General features: G+C 64.2%; 24 protein-coding genes. 8 read left to right on the top strand and 16 right to left on the bottom strand.

Translation table 11 applies throughout. From position 1 onward, the window contains the following. Nucleotides 1-14: 14 nt before the first annotated feature. The 5 genes from HWX55_RS15260 to HWX55_RS15240 form a co-directional block, all read right to left on the bottom strand. Nucleotides 15-155, bottom strand: a complete 141-nt coding sequence (locus HWX55_RS15260; protein ID WP_175976306.1) for an HHHH-motif protein — start codon at nucleotides 153-155, stop codon at nucleotides 15-17. Between the two features lie 294 nt (nucleotides 156-449). Continuing rightward, a complete protein-coding gene (locus tag HWX55_RS15255; protein ID WP_175976305.1) occupies nucleotides 450-884 on the bottom strand; it encodes a cupin domain-containing protein in 435 nt (144 codons plus the stop codon). An 83-nt stretch (nucleotides 885-967) separates the two neighbouring features. Continuing rightward, a complete protein-coding gene (locus tag HWX55_RS15250) occupies nucleotides 968-1,735 on the bottom strand; it encodes an ATP-binding cassette domain-containing protein (protein WP_050018074.1) in 768 nt (255 codons plus the stop codon). A 33-nt stretch (nucleotides 1,736-1,768) separates the two neighbouring features. Beyond that, a complete protein-coding gene (locus HWX55_RS15245) occupies nucleotides 1,769-2,482 on the bottom strand; it encodes an ABC transporter permease (protein WP_175976304.1) in 714 nt (237 codons plus the stop codon). Continuing rightward, nucleotides 2,479-3,168 carry an ABC transporter permease gene (locus HWX55_RS15240; protein WP_050018072.1) on the bottom strand — a complete coding sequence of 230 codons (690 nt, stop codon included), beginning with the start codon at nucleotides 3,166-3,168 and terminating at the stop codon, nucleotides 2,479-2,481. The genes HWX55_RS15245 and HWX55_RS15240 overlap by 4 nt, the downstream gene beginning before the upstream one ends. A 645-nt stretch (nucleotides 3,169-3,813) precedes the next feature. Here HWX55_RS15240 and HWX55_RS15235 point away from each other — a divergent pair. Beyond that, the gene (locus HWX55_RS15235) at nucleotides 3,814-4,128 is read left to right on the top strand and encodes a hypothetical protein (protein ID WP_244140580.1); all 315 of its coding nucleotides are present in this window, start codon (nucleotides 3,814-3,816) and stop codon (nucleotides 4,126-4,128) included. A gap of 134 nt (nucleotides 4,129-4,262) precedes the next feature. Next, a complete protein-coding gene (locus tag HWX55_RS15230; protein WP_175976303.1) occupies nucleotides 4,263-5,390 on the top strand; it encodes a porin in 1,128 nt (375 codons plus the stop codon). A 198-nt stretch (nucleotides 5,391-5,588) separates the two neighbouring features. Here HWX55_RS15230 and HWX55_RS15225 read toward each other — a convergent pair whose 3' ends face one another. Further along, nucleotides 5,589-6,641: an RNA-guided endonuclease TnpB family protein gene (locus tag HWX55_RS15225; RefSeq protein WP_175976302.1), complete on the bottom strand. Its 1,053-nt coding sequence runs from the start codon at nucleotides 6,639-6,641 to the stop codon at nucleotides 5,589-5,591. Nucleotides 6,642-6,730: 89 nt separating this feature from the next. Between HWX55_RS15225 and hutC the strand changes: the two genes are divergently transcribed. Further along, a complete protein-coding gene (gene hutC / locus HWX55_RS15220; RefSeq protein WP_175976301.1) occupies nucleotides 6,731-7,426 on the top strand; it encodes a histidine utilization repressor in 696 nt (231 codons plus the stop codon). Between the two features lie 15 nt (nucleotides 7,427-7,441). Here the strand turns inward: hutC and HWX55_RS15215 are convergent, their stop codons facing one another. Beyond that, nucleotides 7,442-8,683, bottom strand: a complete 1,242-nt coding sequence (locus tag HWX55_RS15215; protein WP_175976300.1) for a glycosyltransferase — start codon at nucleotides 8,681-8,683, stop codon at nucleotides 7,442-7,444. A gap of 93 nt (nucleotides 8,684-8,776) precedes the next feature. On the opposite strand from HWX55_RS15215, the gene HWX55_RS15210 reads away from it, so the two are divergent. Next, the gene (locus HWX55_RS15210) at nucleotides 8,777-9,397 is read left to right on the top strand and encodes a TetR/AcrR family transcriptional regulator (protein ID WP_175976299.1); all 621 of its coding nucleotides are present in this window, start codon (nucleotides 8,777-8,779) and stop codon (nucleotides 9,395-9,397) included. A gap of 251 nt (nucleotides 9,398-9,648) precedes the next feature. Continuing rightward, nucleotides 9,649-10,002 (top strand): hypothetical protein, encoded by a 354-nt coding sequence (locus HWX55_RS15205; protein WP_175976298.1) that lies wholly within the window; start codon nucleotides 9,649-9,651, stop codon nucleotides 10,000-10,002. Nucleotides 10,003-10,040: 38 nt separating this feature from the next. Here the strand turns inward: HWX55_RS15205 and HWX55_RS15200 are convergent, their stop codons facing one another. The 5 genes from HWX55_RS15200 to HWX55_RS15180 all read right to left on the bottom strand — a co-directional run bounded on the left by HWX55_RS15200 (nucleotide 10,041) and on the right by HWX55_RS15180 (nucleotide 14,898). Then, nucleotides 10,041-10,910 (bottom strand): alpha/beta hydrolase, encoded by an 870-nt coding sequence (locus HWX55_RS15200; protein ID WP_175976297.1) that lies wholly within the window; start codon nucleotides 10,908-10,910, stop codon nucleotides 10,041-10,043. Between the two features lie 115 nt (nucleotides 10,911-11,025). Then, nucleotides 11,026-11,943: a LysR family transcriptional regulator gene (locus HWX55_RS15195; RefSeq protein WP_050018064.1), complete on the bottom strand. Its 918-nt coding sequence runs from the start codon at nucleotides 11,941-11,943 to the stop codon at nucleotides 11,026-11,028. A gap of 264 nt (nucleotides 11,944-12,207) precedes the next feature. After that, nucleotides 12,208-12,453: a DUF3717 domain-containing protein gene (locus tag HWX55_RS15190; RefSeq protein ID WP_047901546.1), complete on the bottom strand. Its 246-nt coding sequence runs from the start codon at nucleotides 12,451-12,453 to the stop codon at nucleotides 12,208-12,210. 264 nt (nucleotides 12,454-12,717) lie between these two features. Beyond that, the gene (locus HWX55_RS15185) at nucleotides 12,718-14,253 is read right to left on the bottom strand and encodes an amino acid permease (protein WP_175976296.1); all 1,536 of its coding nucleotides are present in this window, start codon (nucleotides 14,251-14,253) and stop codon (nucleotides 12,718-12,720) included. Nucleotides 14,254-14,616: 363 nt separating this feature from the next. After that, entirely contained in the window at nucleotides 14,617-14,898 is a 282-nt protein-coding gene (locus tag HWX55_RS15180) for a hypothetical protein (protein ID WP_175976190.1), read from the bottom strand. On the opposite strand from HWX55_RS15180, the gene HWX55_RS15175 reads away from it, so the two are divergent. The 3 genes from HWX55_RS15175 to argG all read left to right on the top strand — a co-directional run bounded on the left by HWX55_RS15175 (nucleotide 14,837) and on the right by argG (nucleotide 19,271). After that, entirely contained in the window at nucleotides 14,837-16,369 is a 1,533-nt protein-coding gene (locus tag HWX55_RS15175) for a sensor domain-containing diguanylate cyclase (protein WP_175976295.1), read from the top strand. The genes HWX55_RS15180 and HWX55_RS15175 overlap by 62 nt on opposite strands. A gap of 178 nt (nucleotides 16,370-16,547) precedes the next feature. Beyond that, on the top strand, nucleotides 16,548-17,615 hold the full coding sequence (locus HWX55_RS15170; protein ID WP_175976294.1) for an FUSC family protein: 1,068 nt from the start codon (nucleotides 16,548-16,550) through the stop codon (nucleotides 17,613-17,615). A gap of 318 nt (nucleotides 17,616-17,933) precedes the next feature. Then, the gene (argG, locus tag HWX55_RS15165; protein WP_050018060.1) at nucleotides 17,934-19,271 is read left to right on the top strand and encodes an argininosuccinate synthase; all 1,338 of its coding nucleotides are present in this window, start codon (nucleotides 17,934-17,936) and stop codon (nucleotides 19,269-19,271) included. Nucleotides 19,272-19,398: 127 nt separating this feature from the next. Here argG and HWX55_RS15160 read toward each other — a convergent pair whose 3' ends face one another. The 4 genes from HWX55_RS15160 to HWX55_RS15150 form a co-directional block, all read right to left on the bottom strand. Continuing rightward, nucleotides 19,399-20,205, bottom strand: a complete 807-nt coding sequence (locus HWX55_RS15160) for a hypothetical protein (RefSeq protein ID WP_175976293.1) — start codon at nucleotides 20,203-20,205, stop codon at nucleotides 19,399-19,401. A 90-nt stretch (nucleotides 20,206-20,295) separates the two neighbouring features. Next, complete coding sequence (locus tag HWX55_RS36340) at nucleotides 20,296-20,418, bottom strand: hypothetical protein (protein ID WP_279612682.1); 123 nt, start codon at nucleotides 20,416-20,418, stop codon at nucleotides 20,296-20,298. A 180-nt stretch (nucleotides 20,419-20,598) separates the two neighbouring features. Beyond that, nucleotides 20,599-21,477, bottom strand: coding sequence for a hypothetical protein (locus HWX55_RS15155; protein ID WP_175976292.1), 879 nt, complete (start codon nucleotides 21,475-21,477; stop codon nucleotides 20,599-20,601). Nucleotides 21,478-22,175: 698 nt separating this feature from the next. Next, nucleotides 22,176-22,550 (bottom strand): hypothetical protein, encoded by a 375-nt coding sequence (locus tag HWX55_RS15150; RefSeq protein WP_244140579.1) that lies wholly within the window; start codon nucleotides 22,548-22,550, stop codon nucleotides 22,176-22,178. Between the last annotated feature and the right edge of the window lie 16 nt (nucleotides 22,551-22,566).

The following is a 22,566-nucleotide window of genomic DNA, read 5'->3' as shown; positions in this document are numbered from 1 at the left end:
GGGAACCGCGACGGTTACCGCACCCAGCGGCACACGCGGTGGTGGTGGTGATGATCGAAGTGGCACACGCGGTGCGAATACGCTTCGGCCAGTGCCGGCACGAGCGCGGCGCAAGCCAGTGCGGTGGCCGTCAGGATCTTCGCGACGCGGTTCATGGTGAAACTCTCCCGGATAGGTCAGCCGGTGGTCCGGCTGGTACCTCCTTAACGCTGGGCATCGACAGGCCGTGCACCGCATCGGCGTGCAATTGACGATCTTTGACATCGCGTCGCCAATCGGCGGTCGAAGCTGACGAATGTCTTTCTTTTCTTTCCGGTTCTTCAGCTTCGGGGTCGTTTGGAATTCGAATCAATACGCGGAAGCGGAAGGTAAGTCGCGGACGTCGGCGCACCAATAAAAAACCGCCTGAATGCAGGCGGTTCGTCGAAAACGCACACCGAGCCGGCACGCTACGCACCGACCTCGCCCCACGGCGTCGGCTCCGGCACCGCGCACGGCCCGTCGACGTCGATCGATTTGAAGTCGGCAGGCCCGACGATCTCCAGGTATTCCATGTCCGGCGAGTAGTCGAACAGGTAGTGGACGATCCCCGGCGCCTGGTGCACGCAGTCACCGGCCGCCACCAGCGTTTCCTGTTCGCCGTACATGAAGCGCGCCCAGCCCTTCAGCATGATCACGATATGGAATTCGGCCTCGTGACGGTGCCAGCCGGTGCCCGCCTCCGGTGCATGATTGGCCCTGACGAGTTGCGCGACGACCTTGCCGTTCGTCGCGGCGGCGATGCCGAGATCGCGGTACAGGAAGAAGTCGCGCAGGCCCTCGCCTTGATAGGCGGTGTCCTGCGGCTTCACGTGGGAAAAAGCGGTGGTGGTCGGCGTGCTCATCGCGGTGCTCCTTCATCGAAAGGATCACGCGAGACAAGCATTAAGCGTTCCAGTTTTGCGGCGGCGAGAAACCGTGCGCGTCCTTACTTCAACCGCCCCGACAGAAACTGCCCGAGCCGCTCGCTCTTCGGATTCACGAGAATCTGCTGCGGATCGCCCTCTTCCTCGATCTTCCCCTGATGCAGGAAGATCACGTGGTTCGACACGTTGCGCGCGAAACCCATCTCGTGCGTGACGACGACCATCGTCCGGCCTTCCTCGGCCAGCTTCTGCATCACCTTCAGCACTTCGCCCACCAGTTCCGGATCGAGCGCCGACGTCGGTTCGTCGAACAGCATCACTTCCGGCTCCATCGCGAGCGCACGCGCGATCGCGACGCGCTGCTGCTGGCCGCCCGACAGGTGCGACGGATACATGCCCTCGACGCGCGGCGCGAGCCCGACCTTCTCCAGATACTGGCGCGCCCGCGCGATCGCCTCGTCCTTACCGACGCCGAGCACGGCCATCGGCGCCTCGATCACGTTCTCGAGCACCGTCATGTGCGCCCACAGGTTGAAGTGCTGGAACACCATCGACAGCTTCGTGCGCATGCGCTGCAGTTGCTTCTGGTCGGCTACGCGCAGCGAGCCGTTGCGATCGCGCAGGGTCTGGATCGGCTCGCTGCCGATCGTGATCTGCCCCGAGCACGGCTGTTCGAGGAAGTTGATGCAGCGCAGGAACGTGCTCTTGCCGGAGCCGCTCGAGCCGATGATGCTGATCACGTCGCCGGCCTTCGCCTTCATCGACACGCCCTTCAACACCTCGTTGTCGCCGAATTTCTTGTGCAGGTTGTCAACGGTAAGCTTGTACATGCGGGGTCCTTCGTTGCGGATCTTGCGAATGCGTCAATGGCCGCGCGGCGCGAGGTACGCGAGCCAGCGCGTCTCGAGCTTGCGGAACGCCCAGATGAGCGCGAACACGACGACCGCGTACAGCACGGCCGCGATGCCGTACGCCTGGAACGACATGTACGTCGCCGAATTGACGTCGCGCGTGACCTTCAGGATGTCGGGGACGGTCGCGGTGAACGCGAGCGTCGTCGCGTGCAGCATCAGGATCACTTCGTTGCTGTAGCTCGGCAGCGAGCGGCGCAGCGCGGACGGCAGGACGATGCGCGTATAGAGCTTGAAGCGCGACATTCCGTACGCCATCCCGGCCTCGATCTCGCCGGCCGACGTCGCCTTGATCGCACCCGCGAAGATCTCGGTCGCATACGCGCATTCGTTCAGCACGAACGCGAGCAGCGTGCAGTTCATCGCGTTGCGGAAGAACGTGTCGAGCAGCACGTGGTCGTGCACGACCTGCAGGCTGTAGATGCCCGTGTAGCACATCAGCAGCTGCACGTAGAGCGGCGTGCCGCGGAACACGTACGTATAGAGCCACACGGGGCCGGAGATCCAGCGGTTCGACGACGCACGCGCGATCGCGAGCGGCACGGCGAGCGCGAAACCGAGCGCGATCGACACGACCAGCAGCCACAGCGTGATCGCGAGGCCGCTGAAGCGGTAGCCGTCGGAATAGAGATAGTTTTGCCAGTACTGGCCGACGAGTTCGATCACAGTGCGAGCCTCCGGACACCGACGGAATAACGCTTCTCGAGGTGGTGCAGCACGACGTTGGACACCGTCGTGATCGCGAGGTAGATCGCGCCTGCCGCGAGCGTGAAAAAGAAGAAATCGAGCGTGCTCTTGCCCGCGTCCTGCGACGCCTTCACGACGTCGGCGAGGCCGATGATCGACACGAGCGCGGTGGCTTTCACGAGCACCTGCCAGTTATTGCCGATGCCCGGCAGCGCGAAGCGCATCATCTGCGGGAACAGGATGCGGTAAAACACGCGCCAGCCGCTCATCCCGTACGCGAAGCCCGCTTCGAGCTGGCCGCGCGGCACCGCGAGGAACGCACCGCGGAACGTCTCGGTGAAGTACGCGCCGTAGATGAAGCCGAGCGTCACGACGCCGGCCACGAACGGGTCGATGTCTATCTGGTCCCAGCCGAGCACGTCGGTCACGTCATTCAGCAGGATCTGGATCCCGTAGAACAGCAACAGCATCAGCACGAGATCGGGCACCGCGCGGATCAGCGTCGTGTAGAACGTGCCGACCGACTTGAGCGCGCGGTTGGCCGACAGTTTCGCGGCCGCGCCGGCGAGGCCCAGTATGAGCGACGCGGCGAGCGACAGCACCGCGAGCTTCACGGTCTCGACCGTGCCGGCCCACAGCAGCGGGCCAAATCCTTGGAAGATCATATTAGGGATCCAGAACGATGTGGCTGGATTGTCAATAGCCATTAAGCGCGTATCAAACGAGTTCTGCGCACGACGTGATGCGGCCTGCTCATCAAGCCGGACGCGTCACGCGAAGGGCGTGGCGAGGGCAATACTGAGCGCGAGTTTCTTCATGGCGTTCCTTGTCAGAGACGAACCGGGGCGGATGTTGGTCAAGCTGCGCGCGGTGAACCCTTTTCCAACTGGGAAATCGCTCGTTCCGGCGATGCTCCAAGTTGTACAGACAACTTTGCCTTTTCAGGGAAGGGCCAGCAATCCGTGTTTATCTCTAATTGTCGGCTGATTGGAGGCGCTGGCCAGATTTTCCTTAATTTTCAATTAATTATGGATTACACGAGGCGGAATGATGGTGCTCTCGCGGCGTACGGGCGGGCCGCGGTAGCTGTCTAGACTTCGTCGGTTGAGCCGCTGATCCAACGACAACTAGGCCAGCGCGCGCTCATCATGCGTTGGGCCGTTGGCCGGCGCGGCACGGTGCGTTTACGCGTCCTTTGCACGCGCGCGGCGACTCTATACACCGTATCGCCATGGCGATTTTTAGAATGGGGGCCATGTCCAAGACGAGATCTCCGCGGTGCGGAGCTCGCTGCGACCGGGGATGAGCCCATGAAACCGACCAGAACCGATTCCGCTGCTTCACGCACTCTGCCGCCCGATCGTTCGCGGCGCCGCTCCCCCACGGACGCACTCGTGCTGCTGTCGATTCGCGTCGAATCGGACAACCTCGCGCTCGTGCGGCGCCAGCTGCATCAGGCCGTCGGCGCCGCGCTCAACGGCTACACGGCCGCGATCGACAGCCGCACCGGATGCGCGTGCATCGAGCTCGAAGTCGCGCGATCGCAAGCGTCACCCGCAATCCTGTCGATCTTGCGCGTACTGCCGGCCGCCGAGTTCGGCGCGATCCGCCTGTTCCTGCACTAGCCGGCGTTTGCCGCCGCCGCGCGTGACACGCGTCACGCGCCCTCCTTTCATCGATTCGCACGCGCGTGTCCGCACGGACCCGCGCGGCGGATCGCCGTTCCCGTCGCAACGGGCCTTTCCAGGAAGCACACTCAATGAAAAAAGCAGTCGTCGGTACCCTGTCGTTCGCATTCATCGGCGCCGCCGCGCATGCGCAAAGCAGCGTCACGCTCTACGGGATGCTGGATGCCGGTATCGCCTATACGAACAACCAGTCGGGCAAAAGCGCATGGCAGCAAGGCAGCGGGCTGCTGTCGAATACGGTCTTCGGGCTGAACGGCAACGAGGATCTCGGCGGTGGCCTGCATGCGCTGTTTCGACTCGAAAGCGGCTTCAACCTGAACAACGGCACGCAGTCCTATCGAAACACGATGTTCGGCCGCCGTGCGTACGTCGGCCTGCAGAGCGACCGATACGGCACGCTGACGCTCGGCCGCCAGTACGACGCCGTGGTCGACTATCTCGGCCCGCTCGCGATGGCGAACAACGGCGACGGCAACAACCTCGCATCGCATCCGTTCGACAACGACAACCTCGACGATTCGTTCTACATCGACAACGCGGTGAAATACGCGAGCCCGACGCTCGCCGGCTGGCAGTTCGGCGGCCTGTACGGGTTCGGCAACGCGGCCGGCGGCTTCGCGAACAACCGCGCATACAGCGCGGGCGTGTCGTATGCGAACGGGCCGGTCAATCTCGGCGCCGCGTACCTGCAACTCAACCGCGGCGGCCTGACGGCCGGCGGCGCACTGTCGACGAACGACGCGCCGAACTTCCCGGCCGTCCGGCAGCGCGTGATGGGCGCCGGCGGCAGCTACGCGTTCGACCGGCTGACGATCGGCGCGTTGTGGACGCATACGATGTTCGACGAGACGGCCGCGTCATCGCTGCCCGGCGCGCTGAATGCGCTGCGCTTCGACAACTACGAACTCAACGCGCGCTATGCCTTGACGCCGGCCGTCTCGTTCGCGGGCGCCTATACGTTCACCGACGGCCGCTACGACGACGCCACCGGCAGCCACCGGCCGAAGTGGCACCAGGTGACGCTGATGGCCGACTACGCGCTGAGCAAGCGCACCGACGTGTATGCGGAAACCGTGTACCAGCACCAGTTCGGCGTGCCGTCGGACGCGACGCTCGGGTTCGCGAACGTGACGGGGGTCGCGGCTTCGTCGACCCATACGCAGGTGGTCGCGACGGTCGGCATCCGGCATCGGTTCTGACCGCGCGCGGGCCGTCGAAGGCCGGCCGCTCTGTGCAATCCCGCATGGACGCGCGCCGGCCGAACAGGGATCATTCGGGGAATCCGGGCCGGCGCGCCCGCGAAACCGGTACACTCGGCGCCGGGCGCGCGCCGGATCGGCATTCGGCGGCGGCCCGCTGCCGACTCTGAATCGTGATCCCTTGACGTCCTCCCCTCCCTAAAGGGAGAGGATTCCCACACCTGGCGATGCACGTCCGCATCGGAGAATGTTCAACGCAGCGTTGGTATCTCGATCATGTTCGACACCACATCTACTGCAGGCCCACTCTCTTATTCTCAGTCCCGCGATACCTTTCGGCCGCGTCGTGCTGTCTTTCGACCCGCACGACGAACAGGACTGGGTCGAACCGCTTTCGTCGACTTCCTCGAACGTGGCCCCGTGCGCGATCGCTTTGTAGCGGAGCTTGTTTCGGAAGGACGACCAGGATGCGTCGTAGACGCTCTTCGCCATCCTGGTTCTGGCGAGTTTGACAGCCGACACGTTGCCGACCGCGATGTAATCGAAGCGCCGCACGAGATCGAGCGCGAGCTTGTGCTGGAAGTCGGCGCGGGCATTGGCGATCTTTGCGTGCAGCTTCGCGATATGTCGCTTGTGCTTTCGTGCTCGCTGCGCTTTCGCCAGCCTTTCCGCCGCTCGTCGACCGAACTGGTCATTGGGCAGCTTCTCGCCGGTCGAAAGTGTGGCGAAGTCTTTCAGGCCAAGATCGATGCCGACACCGGAACGGATCGGGCGGGCCTGCACATCAGGCATCTCGATCACGATGTTGAGAAACCAGTTACCGCGTGCATCCTGAGCAAAGTTGGTCCCGTCCTTGATCTTGCCTTCGGGAAGCGGTCGGCTGTTGAACACGCGAAACGTGTTGCCGGCGAAACGGAACGCATCGCCTTCGCGCTTCAGGTCTCGGCCCTTCAGCGGCACCCAACCGAGCGACTTCCTGCCGCGATAACGCAGGTACGGGCGACGGTGCTGACTGCGCGACTTCGCATATTGCTCGCACGTCGCGTTGACTGTGCCGGAATGGATCCCGAGTTCCTTGCTGCTGCCGGTCGTCAGCACGTTCAGATCAAAACCCGTCGGCCATTTCTTGCCCCACTTGAGCGCGTGCTTCTGCGTGTCGTTGCAGAAGTTCCAGACGTAGTTCACCGCGCGGCTCTGCTTGTTGAGCAGTCCGTTGAGCGATTTCACGCGGTAGCGGTAGACAAGGATCATGCCGGTGATCCTAACCCGCGGAAGAAGCTGTCTGTCAACAGCAATCCTTTCCTCCCCGTCCTGAAGGACGGGGTTTCTCGGAGCAACCGATGACCACACCGATCTATCAGGAAATCAAGGACTTCATCCTCGCCCGCATTCATGCCGGCGAATGGGCGGAAGGCGACCAGGTGCCGTCGGAGAACGAGCTCGCGCGCGAATTCAACGTCGCGCGGATGACCGTCAACCGCGCGCTGCGCGAGCTGACGGCCGAACAGGTGCTCACGCGCACGCGCGGCTCCGGCACCTATGTCGCGTCGCCGAAATACGAATCGACGCTCGTCGCGATCCGCAGCATCTCCGACGAGGTCGCCGCACGCGGCCACGGCTATCGCGCGCAGGTGCTGCAGGTCGGCGCGGCCGTGGCCGATGCGAAGCTCGCCGACGAACTGCAGCTCGACACCGGCAGCCCGATCTTCCATTCGCGCGTGCTGCACTTCGAGAATGACACGCCCGTGCAGCTCGAGGAACGCTGGGTCAATCCGGCCTGCGCGCCCGAATACGCGTTGCAGGACTTCACGGCGACGACGCCGAACCAGTACCTGACGCGCGTCGCGCCGCTGCAGCGCGTCGAATACCGGATCGAGGCCGCGATGCCCGATGCCGACACGCGCCGCCACCTGACGATGGACGATCGCGAGCCGTGCCTGCTGCTGCATCGGCGCACATGGTCGCAGGGGCTGGTCGCATCGGTCGCCAATCTGTGGCACCCGGGCAGCCGCTATCGGTTCACCGGGCATTTCTGATGCCGACGCGCGGGCTTACCGCGCGCGCGGTTGCGCCCATCGTTCGATCGCACTGACCGCCCGCTTCAAGCCGTCTTCTTGCGCGATGCGCGTACCGAGTTCCGTCGCGCGCGCCTTCGTCTCGCTCTGTTCGGCAAACACGATGGCCCGCGCCAGCGCCGCAGCCTCCATGCGCCGGCCCGGCACCGGCGCATCCGCGACGCCGAGTCGTTGCAGCCGGTTCGCCCAGAAGAACTGATCGCCCGCGAACGGCACGACCACCGACGGAATGCCGGCCCGCGCGGCCGAATGCGTGGTGCCCGAGCCGCCGTGATGGATCGCCATCGCGACGCGCGGAAACAGCCAGTCGTGCGGCGTGTCGCCGATCACGCGAACGTGCGCCGGCAGCACCGACGCATCGATGCCGCTCCAGCCCGGATAAAACAGTGCGCGCCGGCCGGCCAGCCCCTGCGTCAGCGCCGCGGCCATCGCCGCGCGATCGAAGCCGGCCATGCTGCCGAAACCGACGTACACGGGCGGCTCGCCCGCGTCGAGAAACGCCGCGAGTTCGGGCGGCGGCGCCCACGCACGCGCATCGATCCGCCACTGGCCGCAGGCTTGCGCGTTCGCCGGCCAGTCGGCCGGACCGGACAGCAGCGCGGGCGACACGCCATACAGCATCGGATGATCGGTCCACACGCGCTTGCGCGGCGGCAATCCGCATACGCTGGCGCGCGCGGCGTTGGTCGACTTCCTGAACGCCTGCCACAGCAGCGCGTTCACGAGCCGATGGCTCGCGCGATTCAGCCCGCGCGGCAACTTGCCCGGCGGCAGGAACGGCGACGCGAATTCGGCGGTCGGCGTGATCGGGATCATGCCCGTCCCGATCGCCGGGATGCGGCGATATTCGGCGACCGACAACCCGACGAACGACGCGAGTCCCGACACGAGTAGCGCGTCGCAGCCGGCCGACGCGTCCGCCACTTCGCGCATCCACGCGCCCGTGTTCGCATTCGCGATCGCCGCGAGCGCCTTCGACGTATCGGTGAAGCCGCCCCGCCCACGCACCGCATCGGCCAACACGCCTTCTGGCGCAATCGCGCGACGGATATCGCCGGACAGCGGCGCCGACGGCACGCCGAGCGCGGCAGCCGACCCGAGCGTCGCCGCGTCGGCGAGCAACCGGACGTCATGGCCGGCATCCATCAATGCGCGACCGAGCGCCGCGAGCGGGCGCGTGTCGCCTTCGGTGCCGTAGGTGGCGATGACGAGTTTCATGCGGGGCTCCCCGTGCATGGCGGAAAAGGTTGGATTCAAAAAATGCACGTCGTATACTAATGTAATCCGTACACTTTCAGTCAATCCCCTGCCATGACGATTCCGACCGACGATCCGGGCCGCCGCGCGCGCAAGCGCATCCAGATGCTCGCGCATCTTGCCGCGACCGGCGCGCGCCTGTTCGACGCGCACGGCTACGATGCCGTCACGATGGAGCAGATCGCCGCGCAGGCCGATGTCGCGAAACGCACGCTGTACAACCACTTTCCGACGAAGGAAGCCGTGCTCGCGCACTGGCTCGAAGGCGAACTCGCGCGCGATCTCGCGCATCTACAGCAGGACGTCGCGCGGCGCAAGACCTTTGCGTCGCGCATCGGCTGCGTGCTCGACGCGTCGGCCGCGTGGTGCGAACAACATCCGGTGTATCTGCTCGCGTACCTGCGGCACCGCTTCTTGAGTATCGGCGCAGCCGAACCGGAGCGCGCGGGAGAGAATGGCAGCGACATCGCACTGGTGTGGCAGCAACTGATCGCAGCCGGCCAGCAGGCCGGCGAACTGAACCGCACGCTGCAGGCCGATCAGCTCGCGACCTGGTTCCATCATCTGTATCTCGCGGCGATGCTGCGCTGGCTGACCGTGCCGGGGCTGTCGCTGAAACGGGAGTTTCAGTCGGTCGCGAAGCTGTTTATCGAAGGCGCGGAAGCGAAGCGGTGACGCACGCACAAGCGCCCGGAAGGACGTCGCGGAGCCGGGCAACGCAGCGCAACGGGCACGCGGGACGCAGCCAACGCGTCGCGCATCGCACACACATTGTTACAACGAACGCACACTTCGCATGCCAAATTTCCCGCGCAGCAGTATGCTGATGCGGTACGGCTGCGCACTGTGCATCGGGCAATCCCCTAGTTTGCACGCGACACGCGCCGCCGTCGCGACCGCAATCATGCGTTGCAAGGAGGGTTGTGATGGCTACCACGCATCAGCACTTCCACCTCGAACTACGGCACGCCAGCGCGCCGACCTACTTCATCAGTTACCTGTTCCCTGCGTTGCTGTTCGTCTACGAACTGCTGCGCGTCGGCCAGTGGATCCGCGATCACGGGATGCAATTCGTCGCATTCAAGCAGATGGGCTACGAGTATCTGCTGATGCTGCTGTTCGTCGGGCTGCAGATCGTCGTCGAGGCGATCTTCCTGCTCGGCGCCGCGATGCGCAAGGATCATCGCGATTTCGAACACCGGTTGCCGAACGTGATTCTCGGCATCGGTCTGTCGATCGTATTGCTGGCGATCGATCTCGCGATCCAGCTTTCGTTCTGATGGCCGGCGGGCATACGCCCGGTGGCGATGGCGAGCGCTCAGGGGCGCGCGTCGCGCAGCAACGTCGCGACGGCGGCCAGCACGTCGTCCGTTCGCTCGCGATGCGGCATGTGTCCGCAGCGGGCGAGCAACAGGAACGACGACGGCCCTGCGACGCGCGCGGCGATCCGCTTCGGATGCACGTCCGAACCGTATTCGTCGTCCTCGCCGTGAATCGCGAGCGTCGCGCACTGCACGCGCGGCAGGTCGTCGTCGAGAGTCCAGTCGCGAAACGCCGGCGACAGCCACGTGTCGACCCACGCGCGCAGCACCCATTCGGCCTTGTCGCCGTGATAGCGCGCGAGCCGGTCGAGCTGCCCCGGCTCGTCGAACTGCCGCCCGGCGTCGCGAATGCCGGCCAGCGTGCGATCCTCGACGAACGCCTGCGCGGCGACCGTCACGAGCGCGCGGCAACGCGCCGGATGCGCGGCTGCGCAGCCGACCGCCATCCCGCCGCCGACGCTGTGTCCGAACGCGACGAACGTATCGACGCCGAGTTGATCCAGCACCGCGACGAACGCATGATCGGCCTCGTCGCGCACGAACGTCGTGGCGAGTACCCCAGGATGACGGGCCGAACGGCCGAAACCAAGACGGTCGTATGCGATCACGTCGCGTTGTGTCGCGCTGGCGAGCTGCGCGGGGAAGTCACGCCACAGATCGACGCAGCCGAGCGAATCGTGCAGCAGCACGATCGGCGCGGCCTGCAAAGGCGCAGCCTGCAAAGGTGCGGCCTGCACAAGCGTGGCCGGCTCAGGTGCGGCCGGCTCATGGGCAGCCGATTCAGCCGGCGCACCGCGCCAACGCTTCGCGAAGAGCCGCCCTTGCGGCGTCTCGACCCAGGTCTCCTCGGTCACGATTTCAGTCATGTGTGTGTCGTCATCTACATGAAGGCAGCGCGCACGGGGGCGCGCCGCATCGAATGCCGTCGATGGTGGCCCGGCCGCGCGCACAGCGTCAAGCAAGCCCCTATCGGCCACGCGCTCATTCGGGCTGCGGCGGCAGATACTCCATCTGCGCTTCGTCGTACAGCCGGTAGATCAGCGCCTGCATCGCGCGAATGTCCTCCGACTCGTCCAGCATCCGCATGCTCATGATGATCGGCGACACGAGGTTCGGATCGTCGAGCGGCTTGTAGCTGATGTCGTCGCGCTTGAGCCCGTACACGCTGTGCGGCACGACCGACACGCCCTCGCCCATCGCGACGAGGCCGAGCGCGATCTGCAGTTCACGCGTCTCGTAGATCCTGCGCGGTTGCAGCGCGCGATCGTGGAAGGCCGCGAGCACCTGGTCCGCGTAGCTCGGGCGCGGCGCCTTCGGAAAGATGATCAGCGTGTCGTTGACGAGATCGTGCAGCGACAGCACGGGCTTCGCGCTGTCGAGCACGTGGCCGACCGGCAGCGCGACGATCATCCGCTCCTCGCGCAGCACGACGCGCCGCACGCTCGGATCCTCGTGGCGGATGCGCCCGAACCCGACGTCGATGCGCCCTTCCTTCAGCGCCTTGATCTGGTCCATCGTCGACATCTCGTGCAGGCTCAATTCGACGGCCGGATATTCGCTACGAAAGCGTCGGATGATCTTCGGCAGCATCCCGTACAGCGTCGAGCCGACGAAACCGACCGACATGCTGCGCTCGATCTTGCCGACCCGCTTCGTCATCGATTCGAGTTCGGTGGTCTGCGCGAGCAACTGCACGGCGTGCGAATAGAAGAAGCGTCCGGCATCGGTCAGCTTCAGCGGCCGCGCGGTGCGCTCGAACAGCGGCACGCCGAGCGCTTCCTCGAGCTGCTGGATCTGCCGGCTCAGCGGCGGCTGCGCGATATGCAGCCGTTCCGCCGCCCGCGTGAAATTCCGCTCTTCGGCCACCGCGACGAAGTAGCGGAGGTGTCTCAACTCCATGTTCGAATCCTCCCGGGACAGGCGACGGACGCTCATCCGGCACCGCGCGGGCAGCGCCCGCACCGGTCACCCTTGCCGGCTATCCGTACCGGCCTCCTCGATCGCCTGCTTCCCGATCCCGTCACGATACCTCAGCCGGCGCCGATCCCGGCTCGAGCAGCGTCGTGCTGGCGGCGACGTCCGGGGCCGCGCAAAGCAAAACGGGAAGCCGCGAGGCTTCCCGTTCGTTCACCGACGCCGCGCCGCGGCATCGTGCCGACCGCATCACACCTCGGTCGCATACAGCGCGTCGCGCTGCTCGTTACTCAGCGTGTCGAGCGGCACGTCCGGCAACTGATAGCAGATCATCGTGCCGTACAGCTCGGCCAGGCAGTTGCTGCCGGCGTCGAGCGCGTAGCCGTCCTCGCCGTCCGGCGCCGGCGGGTACACTTCGCGCCACGCATTGATCGCGGCTTCGATTCGCACGATGGAAACGGGTCCGGCCTTCCGCTCGGCGGGTGATGCGCTCATGAATTCCTCTGGGTTGCGCGCTCCGCGGGCCATGCCGGCCCGGACGGAACGATGAAAACGCCTGGCGTCTCGCCGGCCGCCGCGCGTCGCGCGCGCCGGATGCCGATCCGCGCCGCGCCTGTCGCGCCGGCCGGGCCGTGGCCCGGTAGGGTCGGGCAATATAACCGGCTTTGACCCCGCGCAGGCAAAAGCCGGGCAAAAAAAACGGGAAGCGCGCGGCTTCCCGTTTCGTCGTCCGTTGCGCGGCTGCCTGCCGCGCCGGCGTCAGCCCGCGGTTTCGCGGTTCGCCACCGGCTGCCGCTGCGCGCCGCGATTCGCGGCGATCCACGGCGCGATCTCCATGTCCTCGTAGCGCACGAACCGGCTCTTCTTCAGGAACCGGAAGCCGAGCCACACGACGACGAACAGCGGAATGCCGACATAGGTCGCGGTCACGCCGGCCCAGTCGATCCGGTTCGCGAGGAACGCCTGGTAATCCTGGCCGAGCGCGATCACGAGGCACAGCACGAACGCGAACAGCGGGCCGAACGGGAACCACTTCGACTGGTACGGCAACTGGTCGAGCGAATAACCCTGCTTCACGTAGCCCTTGCGGAACCGGTAGTGGCTGACCGCGATGCCGAGCCACGCGATGAAGCCCGTCATCCCCGACGTGTTCAGCAGCCACAGGTACACGGTCTTGTCGCCGTACAGCGACGTGAAGAAGCACAGCGCGCCGACAGCAGTGGTCGCGTACAGCGCGTTGCGCGGCACACCGCCCGGCGACAGCTTCGCGAACACCTTCGGCGCACGGCCTTCGGTGGCGAGGTTGTAGAGCATCCGCGTGGACGCGTACATGCCCGAGTTGCCGGCCGACAGCACGGCCGTCAGGATCACCGCGTTCATCACGCCGGCCGCGAACGCGAGGCCCGCGTGGCGGAACACGAGCGTGAACGGACTCACGCCGATGTCGGTCACGTCCGTCTTCAGCAGGTTCGGGTCGGTATACGGAATCAGCACGCCGATCACGAAGATCGCGAATACGTAGAACAGCAGGATCCGCCAGAACACCTGGCGCACCGCGCGCGGAATCGTCGTGCGCGGGTGCTCCGATTCGCCGGCCGCGACGCCGATCAGCTCGGTGCCCTGGAACGAGAAGCCCGCGATCATCGCGACGCCCATCAGCGCCGGCAGGCCGCCCGCGAACGGCGCGTCGCCGATCGTCAGGTTGCCCCAGCCGTTCGCCGGCGCGCCCTTCAGAATGCCGAAGATCATCAGCAGGCCAACGCCGATGAACGCGACCACCGTGACGACCTTGATCAGCGCGAACCAGTATTCGGCCTCGCCGAAGCCGCGCACGGTGAGCGCATTGAGCAGGAACATCACGGCGAGGAACGCCGCGCTCCACCACACGCCCGGCACGTCCGGAAACCAGTAGTGCATCACGAGCTGCGCGGCGACGAGCTCCACCGCGATCGTCACCGCCCAGTTGTACCAGTAGTTCCAGCCGAGCGCGAAGCCGAAGCCTTCGTCCACGTATTTCGCGCCGTAGGTCGCGAACGAACCCGACACCGGCATGAACGCGGCCATCTCGCCGAGGCTCGTCATCAGGAAGTAGACCATCAGGCCGATCAGCATGTACGCGACCATCGCGCCGCCGGGGCCGGCCTGCGAGATCGACGCGCCGGACGCGACGAACAGGCCCGTGCCGATCGAGCCGCCGATGGCGATCATCGTCAGGTGGCGCGCCTTCAGCGCGCGATGAAGCTTGGGTGGGTTCGCGGACGAACCGGGTGGGTCGGAATTCGGAATGGCGGACATAAACGACACGAACGTTGAGCGGGCCGGCATCCGTAGCCGGCGCATGCGGAATTGGAGCGCGGTGCGCGTCCTGCGATGCATTCGATGCGGCCCCGATACGCGTTGCGCGGCGGGCGCCTGCGGCGAAGCGCGGATTCTACCTGATTCGATAGGGGGACAGCTGAGGTCGCGCCGCCCGCCGCCGTGCCGGAGACTTCGCGGAATCAACGGGTTGGCCGCGCCGGCCGTCGCCCTTTCCCACACGTCGCAAAAACCACGACTACGATCGGGTCATTCGATTTTCGATTCTTCGGAGACCCTGTAATCCTGTCCCGATCCGCCAAATGCCGCGGCAATAGGCAAAATCGACTGATGATTATGCGATTAATCAGACAAAAAGGTCGACACTGCCAATTGATTCAAATCAGTCGCCCGCACGCCATGAGGTAATGATGCGTAACCGTTTCGAATCGCCGCCTCCGCATGCATGTTTTGCATGTGCGGGCGAAATGCACGAATTCGCGGGATAATGACGCCTAATTCGAAATAATCCGCGCGCGGAACCGCCAACGACGCGAGTAGCCGCCGCCCGTGCCCCCCGAGGATGAAGTCATTCCCGCTGCCCGCCACGCTGCGCCGCCATACCGCGTCGATCGTGGCACGCATTCTGTCGCCCCGCGGCGTACTCGTGGCGGGCATCGTCCTGCTGATGTTCAGTTGGGGACTTTCCACGTCGCTATTAATCGAGGCACGGCGCGACGCGTATGGCCATGCGGTCGAAAATGCGCGCAACCTGATGCTGCTGATCGAACGCGATATCGCGCGCAATATCGAACTCTACGATTTGTCGCTGCAAAACGTCGTCGACGGCATGGCCGATCCGGAACTGATGACCTTGCCGCCGCGCCAGCGCCACCGGCTGCTGTTCGACCGCGCGGCCACCGGCGCCTATCTCGGCTCGATTTTCGTGATGGATGCGCATGGCAATATCGCGATCGATTCGAGCGTGTCGCCCGCGCGGCAAGGCAATTTCGCCGACCGCGACTATTTCGCCGTGCATCGCGACCGGCTCGCCCCCGGCCTCTACATCAGCCGGCCGTACGCGTCGCGGCTGCGCGGCGGCGCGCTGACGATCGCGCTGAGCCGCCGGATCAACCGGCCCGACGGCACGTTCGGCGGGATCGTCGTCGGTACGCTCAGCATCGACTACTTCCGCGCGCTGCTCGACGGTCTCGCGGTCGGCCGGCACGGCAGCGCGGCGATCGTCGAGGACAACGGCACGCTCGTGTCGCGCCTGCCTTACGACACGCGGGTGGTCGGCCTCGACCTGCACGATTCGCCGCTGTTCATCGACGCGCAGCGCGGCCGCGCCGGCGAGCTGACCGGTGTCGGCGCCATCGACGGCGTGCGGCGCATCTATGTTTACAAGCATCTCGCCGGGCTGCCGCTGATCGTCGACGTCGCGCCCGCCGAGATCGACGTCTACGCGGCGTGGCGCCACCGCGCGATCTGGACCGTCGTGCTGATGAGCCTGTTCACGGCGTTCATCGCGTGGGGCTCGCTCGCGCTGTCGCGCGAGCTGAAGCGCCGGCAGGACGCCGAATCGAAGCTGTACCGGCTCGCGCACACCGATTCGCTGACGGGCCTCGACAACCGCGGCACGTTCGACACGGTGCTCGCGAAAGAAGCGCAGCGCGCGTCGCGCAGCGGCCGCCCGTTGTCCGTGCTGTTCGTCGACGTCGACCACTTCAAGGCGTTCAACGACTACTACGGCCACCCGGCCGGCGACGACGTGCTGCGCCAGGTCGCGCAATCGCTGACGCGCAGCCTGCGCCGCGACAGCGACCACGTCGCGCGCTACGGCGGCGAGGAGTTCGTCGTCACGCTGCCCGACACCGACGCGCCGGGCGCGGCGATCGTCGCCGAAGGCATCCGGCGCGCGATCGCGGGGCTCGACATCGAACACGTGAAGAGCCCGTACGGGCGCGTCACGGCCAGCATCGGCACCGCAACCGCCGCCGACGGCCGGATGAACGCCGCGACGCTGCTGCGACGCGCCGACGAAGCGCTGTACCGCGCGAAATCCGGCGGCCGCAACCGCGTGCTGGACGCGCAATCGAGTGCGGCCGACGCTTGACGCGATGTGATCCGGCGGGCCGCGTGACACGAGGCGGCCGCCTGCCGCCCAGCCACGGCCTGGCGGCCCCGCCGTGGACAGCCCGCGCGCGTTCGGCTAGCGTTACGTCAGCTGCGCATGCGGCGCGGCGCCGGCCCGCGCACGCCGCCGTGCGCGTTCCCGCCACTCCCGCTCCGTCATGACCGCCCCGCTCCCGACCCGACTGCCGCCGCTCGTGCGCCACGCGCTCCGCCCGCTGCTCGACCCGTACCGCCGCTACCGGCACGCGAAGCTGATCCATGCGGCGCGCGTCGCGCTCGCGATTCTCGTGTCGATCGCGCTGTCCACGGGGCTGAACGTGCCGCATGGCGAATGGTCGACGATCACCGTGCTGATCGTCGTCGGCGGGCTGCAGCATCACGGCAACATCCGCAAGAAGGCGGCCGAGCGCGCGCTCGGCACGTCGATCGGCGCGCTGGCGGGCCTGGGGCTGATCCTCCTCTACTCGTTCCTGCACGCGCCGTTCGCGATCTACCTGCTGATGGCCGTCGGGTGCGGTATCTGCGCGTATCACGCGATCGGCAAGGCCGGCTACATCGCGCTGCTGTCGGCGATCACGATGGTGATCGTCGCCGGGCACGGCGACAACGAGATCGTCGACGGCCTGTGGCGCGCAGTGAACGTGCTGGTCGGCATCGCGATCGCGCTGGCGTTCTCGTTCGCGCTGCCGCTCTACGCGACCTATTCGTGGCGCTACAAGCTCGCCGACGCGCTGCGCGCGTGCGCGGCCGTGCATGCGCGGCTCGCGGGCGACCGCCACGTGAGCGACGACGCGCACCTGAAGGAAATGGCCGCGCTGAGCACGCTGCTCGTGCAGTTGCGCTCGCTGATGCCGTCGGTGTCGAAGGAATGCGAGACGTCGATGGCGCAGCTCGAGGCGATCCAGCGCAGCCTGCGCCTGTGCATCGGGTATCTGGAGATCCTGTCGAGCGCGCTGCCCGCCGCCGACGACGTGGCGGCCCGCGAATACGTGCGCGTCGAGATGAAGGGCATGAACCGGCGCATCCGCGACACGCTGGTCGGCGCGAGCCGCGCGCTCAAGTTCGGCACGCCGAGCCGGCTTGCCCCGCGCCGCCGGCCGGTCGACCCGCTGCACGACGCGCCGCCGCAGTTGTCCGGCTACGTGTCGATCACGGCCAAGCTGGCCGGCGAAGTCGACCAGTTGCGCGAGCGGCTGCTCGATACCGCGCGGTCGTGGAATATCTGAGGCTTCGGTTTCACGCGCCGGTCTTTCATATGCCTTTCTGTGCAACAAGACGGCGCATTGGCGACGGCGCCCCCTGCTTGACCGCCGATCCGGCCCCGGAATTCGGCCGCGGCCCGGCCCTTCAGCGCGCGTTTCGGCGGCGATGCAACGCCGTCCCGCACGGCGTTCTCCAGCCGGTTAACCGCCCGTCAGGCCCGCCGCAACAGGCGCGACGACGGTTCCGCACCAAAATCAGCCCTTGCCCCAACTTCCCGGACAGCCGATACTCGCATATTCCGCGAAATACGATCCCACCGGCTTCAATCCACGGTAATTCCTATGAGCACGATTCTCGAAAGCCTCCCGACCGGCCAGAAGGTCGGTATCGCCTTCTCCGGCGGCCTGGACACCAGCGCCGCGCTGCACTGGATGAAACTGAAGGGCGCCGTCCCGTACGCATACACGGCGAACCTCGGCCAGCCCGACGAAGACGATTACGACGCGATCCCGAAACGCGCGATCGAATACGGCGCAGCCGGCGCCCGCCTGATCGACTGCCGCGCGCAGCTCGTCGCCGAAGGCATCGCGGCGCTGCAAAGCGGCGCGTTCCACATCACGACCGCCGGCGTCACGTACTTCAACACCACGCCGATCGGCCGCGCCGTGACGGGCACGATGCTCGTCGCCGCGATGAAGGAAGACGGCGTCAACATCTGGGGCGACGGCAGCACGTACAAGGGCAACGACATCGAGCGCTTCTACCGCTACGGCCTGCTCGTGAACCCGGATCTGAAGATCTACAAGCCGTGGCTCGACCAGACGTTCATCGACGAGCTCGGCGGTCGCGCCGAAATGTCCGAATTCATGAACCAGGCCGGCTTCGCGTACAAGATGTCGGCCGAGAAGGCGTATTCGACCGACTCGAACCTGCTCGGCGCGACGCACGAAGCGAAGGATCTGGAAAGCCTCGAAAGCGGCATCAAGATCGTGAACCCGATCATGGGCGTCGCGTTCTGGCGCGACGACGTGAAGATCGCCGCCGAGGAAGTGACGGTGCGCTTCGAAGCCGGCCAGCCGGTCGCGCTGAACGGCGTCGAGTTCAAGGATCAGGTCGAGCTGCTGCTCGAAGCGAACCGCATCGGCGGCCGCCACGGCCTCGGCATGAGCGACCAGATCGAGAACCGCATCATCGAGGCGAAGAGCCGCGGCATCTACGAAGCCCCGGGCCTCGCGCTGCTGTACATCGCGTACGAGCGTCTCGTCACCGGCATCCACAACGAAGACACGATCGAGCAGTACCGCGAGAACGGTCGCCGCCTCGGCCGCCTGCTGTATCAAGGCCGCTGGTTCGACCCGCAGGCGATCATGCTGCGCGAAACGGCACAACGCTGGGTCGCACGCGCGATCACCGGCGAAGTGAAGATCGAACTGCGCCGCGGCAACGACTACTCGATCCTGAGCACGAAGTCGCCGAACCTCACGTATCAGCCGGAACGCCTGTCGATGGAGAAGGTGGCGTCGACGTTCTCGCCGCGCGATCGTATCGGCCAGCTGACGATGCGCAATCTCGACATCACCGATACGCGCGACAAGCTGCGCGTGTATTCGCAAGTCGGGCTGCTGACGCCGGGTGAAGCGTCGGCGCTGCCGCAGATCAAGGGCGATAGCGACAAGTAAGCCCGTCGCTTTCGCGAGCGGCCGGGCGGCGTGACAACCGCCCGGCTGCATGCAGTCCTTCCCTTCCCGCTTTTTCTTCAAGCACTGCCGGATTCGCCACGCTTATCGCGACGATCCTGCAGGCGCGTCAAAGTTTTTTCGACGCAGTGGCAGCGGCGGTCGCAGTGGCTGCAGGCGTCGTCATCGTCGTCGACGCAGTGGCCGGCGCCGGCGTACGCGCCAGATCCCGACCGATCAGGTCCGCGACCAACTTCTCGCACGACTTGATCCCTTCCACCGACTTGTCGAAATTCTTCTCGAGATCGCTGAAGCTCCCGTACTTGTAGGCAAAATCGCTGTCGACGTGGACGCTGTTCGCCTTGATGTCGTAGCCGCACGCGAACGTCTTGTAATAGAGGTCCTGCTTCGTCTTCGCGTCGAGAATGCGCGCGCGGATGACGACCCACGGGACGTAGTCGAGCTGGTTGGGCGGCGAGATATAACCGAACGACGTGAACCACACGTTCATGATCGCGTCCGCGTCGGTCTGGATCGCCGAGTAGTCGTCCGACTTGCCGTCATCGGCAAGCTTCACCTTCTGGCCGTCCAGCTTCACGACCTGATAGCCGTTGCCGGTGAGGCGGCCCGCCACGCCTTCTGCAATGTCCGGCGCGAACACGATCTTGCCGGCCGCGACGTGATCCGTATAGGTGCTCGTATGGCTTGCGTTGACGGCGCCTTGCGCGAGCGCGCCGATCAGCCCGAACCCGCCCGCCGCGCCGCCGAAATTGACGACCGCGACACGCTTCGGCTCGATGACGTCGAGCATCGCGATCGAATGCAGATTCTGACGCGCTTCGGGTTTCATGTCGGTATTCGGCACCGTGGCGCAGCCGGACAGCAGCGTCACGAGTAGGCCGCAACCGAACAGGGCGGCTTTGGAAGAGTTCTTCATTGGATGCGTGGCTTTCGTTGTTGACGGAACGTATTGATCGGGCCGTCGCACGCGGCGCGCCGACGCGCCGTGTGCGGTGCGACCGTGCGTTTATTGTTTGACCACCTGACCGTACGCGATGAAGCTGTAATCAGCCGCGCGCAGCACGTAGAGGATCGATCGCTTGAAGCCGTTGGTGCCCGTTATCGGCACGCTCAAGCGGATGTTCAACATGCCTCAGCAATTCGACGATGCACGGCAATTCACGCAAATAGAATTTTCCGGGGACGTAGCTCGGAAGTCCGTCAACTGCAGCTGTCAGCCTTTCGGCCACCACGCTGCTCTCCCATGATTCAATCATTATTCCTGCGGCATGCGCACTGTCATTGGCGTAGAAAACGTCGACAATTAAAATCACATTACCTCGCGCCCTTCCACAAAAACCTTAATGGATAACCTTCGTTGTTTCGCAAATGACTCGACATCAAGGCACTCGCCACTTCCGCACTTGATTCCTCTTAACTCGACCCCATCCACATACAACTCCCTCAAATTCGGAAGATCAATCAAATTCAAAAAATTCACCCCTACATTTATCAACTTCAGCACATCAATTTTTTTCAACACACCGCTATCCGTCAAATAGCGAAAGAACTCACCTTCAATATCCCCTCCGAATAAAGTCAGACCACTCGATATCTTAAGTCTCTCGATATCATGAATATCAGAAATAGGAAAAAATCGAGCCTTTCTTGCTATCCGCGGAACAGCTTCCAAAAAACCATTGCAAGCACTCAAAATTACGAGCTCCCCGTCCTCGGAAAAGCGCATCCCGCCATGAAACTCGGAATTGGTCGTTACATCTACACCCCTCAACTCACCGGACGAGTACCACTCATAAACCTCGCCAAACTCATCATTAGGAACATCAAAATAAACCATCTGACCGGCCCCGGTCCACCTGGCCTCTGAATACATGATGCCATTCCGCATAAAGACTTCCCGCGTACACACCCCATCATCAAATTCGTATCCGATTCCACTGAATGAATGCCCCTGATACAACGGCACCTCGTAATCAGACAGCATTCCGGTGAGATCAACCTGATCAAGTTGATCACCGGGGCTAGCGCAAAATGGATGATACCCCCCCGCCTCGATACCATTCACCAGCTCTATCGCATGCACCCTTTTATCCAGCCCGATTTCGAAGCCAACTCCAGAAAACTCCCTTCCCAAGAGGAAATACCGCCCACCCTTCCGTTCCATCAGCTCGATCTTTACCCGATTCAATTCGATTTCCTCCCGGTGAGGCGGCCTCTTCGAAGATTCTCGCGCTCTCCCACTCGGCACTGTTCCAGCCGGTATCCATCCACTCAGCGATCGCTTTCGCCCAATGCAACGTAACTCGATGAAGATCTCTGTTCACCCCGAAGTCCTCATCCGACGCAATTGCCTTTTCAATCCAACTAAGCGAGCGAGAGATTACTGGGGTAGCCTCCTCAGCCAACCCCACCAGCCATGCCCGAACCACGTCGGACATGTTGTGCGCAGCAATGTTTCCCATTGGCTGCCCGTCCACATAGGGTGTGCGCATAACCCGGGGAAGGGCACCGTCAATGACTACCTCTCTTGTACGAACTGGATCAAACAACATACGTTCCTCAACATGGTTTTCCATTGCAGAATCGAATATGAACGGAGTTCTTCAACTCTGGTCTACCTCCGTGACATGCTGTAAAGCGTGGCCGATCGATCTACAGAGTTTGCGCGTACTGTTCGCAATAGAACGGTACGTTGATCGGTTGCAGATTCCCGACAGAATAGGTGCTCGCATTCTTTTTTGTTGTGGGTGGAACGTTTTCGCCAGGATCGTCACACGCAGTTTTTGAAAAATGCCACATACCAGTACGCCGCACGGTTCTATTTTGATGACTTGACCGCATGCGGCGCCACCACCTTACGCGTCATTATTTTTAAATAATCTTCCTTTAGCGAGAATCTTTCTCAGGAAGCCACCCCTCCTCAATGCGCTTAATAAGCATAGTATCGTTCCATGCACCGCGAATTGGCAGCTTTCTTTGATCCTCTGTAATCGCACCAACTCGCCACTCTTTCTCACCGTCCCAAAACCACCAATCCACCACCTTACCAGTCGATGGATCGCGATTCCCCGCTCTAAATAGAGGAGGCGTTTTTGAATGATCGGGCAAGGCGAAATGCCCGATTTTCTCAACAACACCCTGCTTTTCAGCAGTCGATATAGGGAAAAATATCCAGAAATTTGTCCATTCAGCAACCAGATCGCCCATGACCTGCGGCGGCGCACTATGGATTCCTGGCAGAACGCGGATCAACGCCCCCATAGGAGGCATCTTGCAT

Source organism: Burkholderia sp. BCC1047 (assembly GCF_902833155.1).
Lineage (GTDB): Bacteria > Pseudomonadota > Gammaproteobacteria > Burkholderiales > Burkholderiaceae > Burkholderia > Burkholderia sola.
The sequence above is the reverse complement of the archived record's forward strand: the minus strand, read 5'-3'. Positions and strand labels throughout refer to the sequence as shown.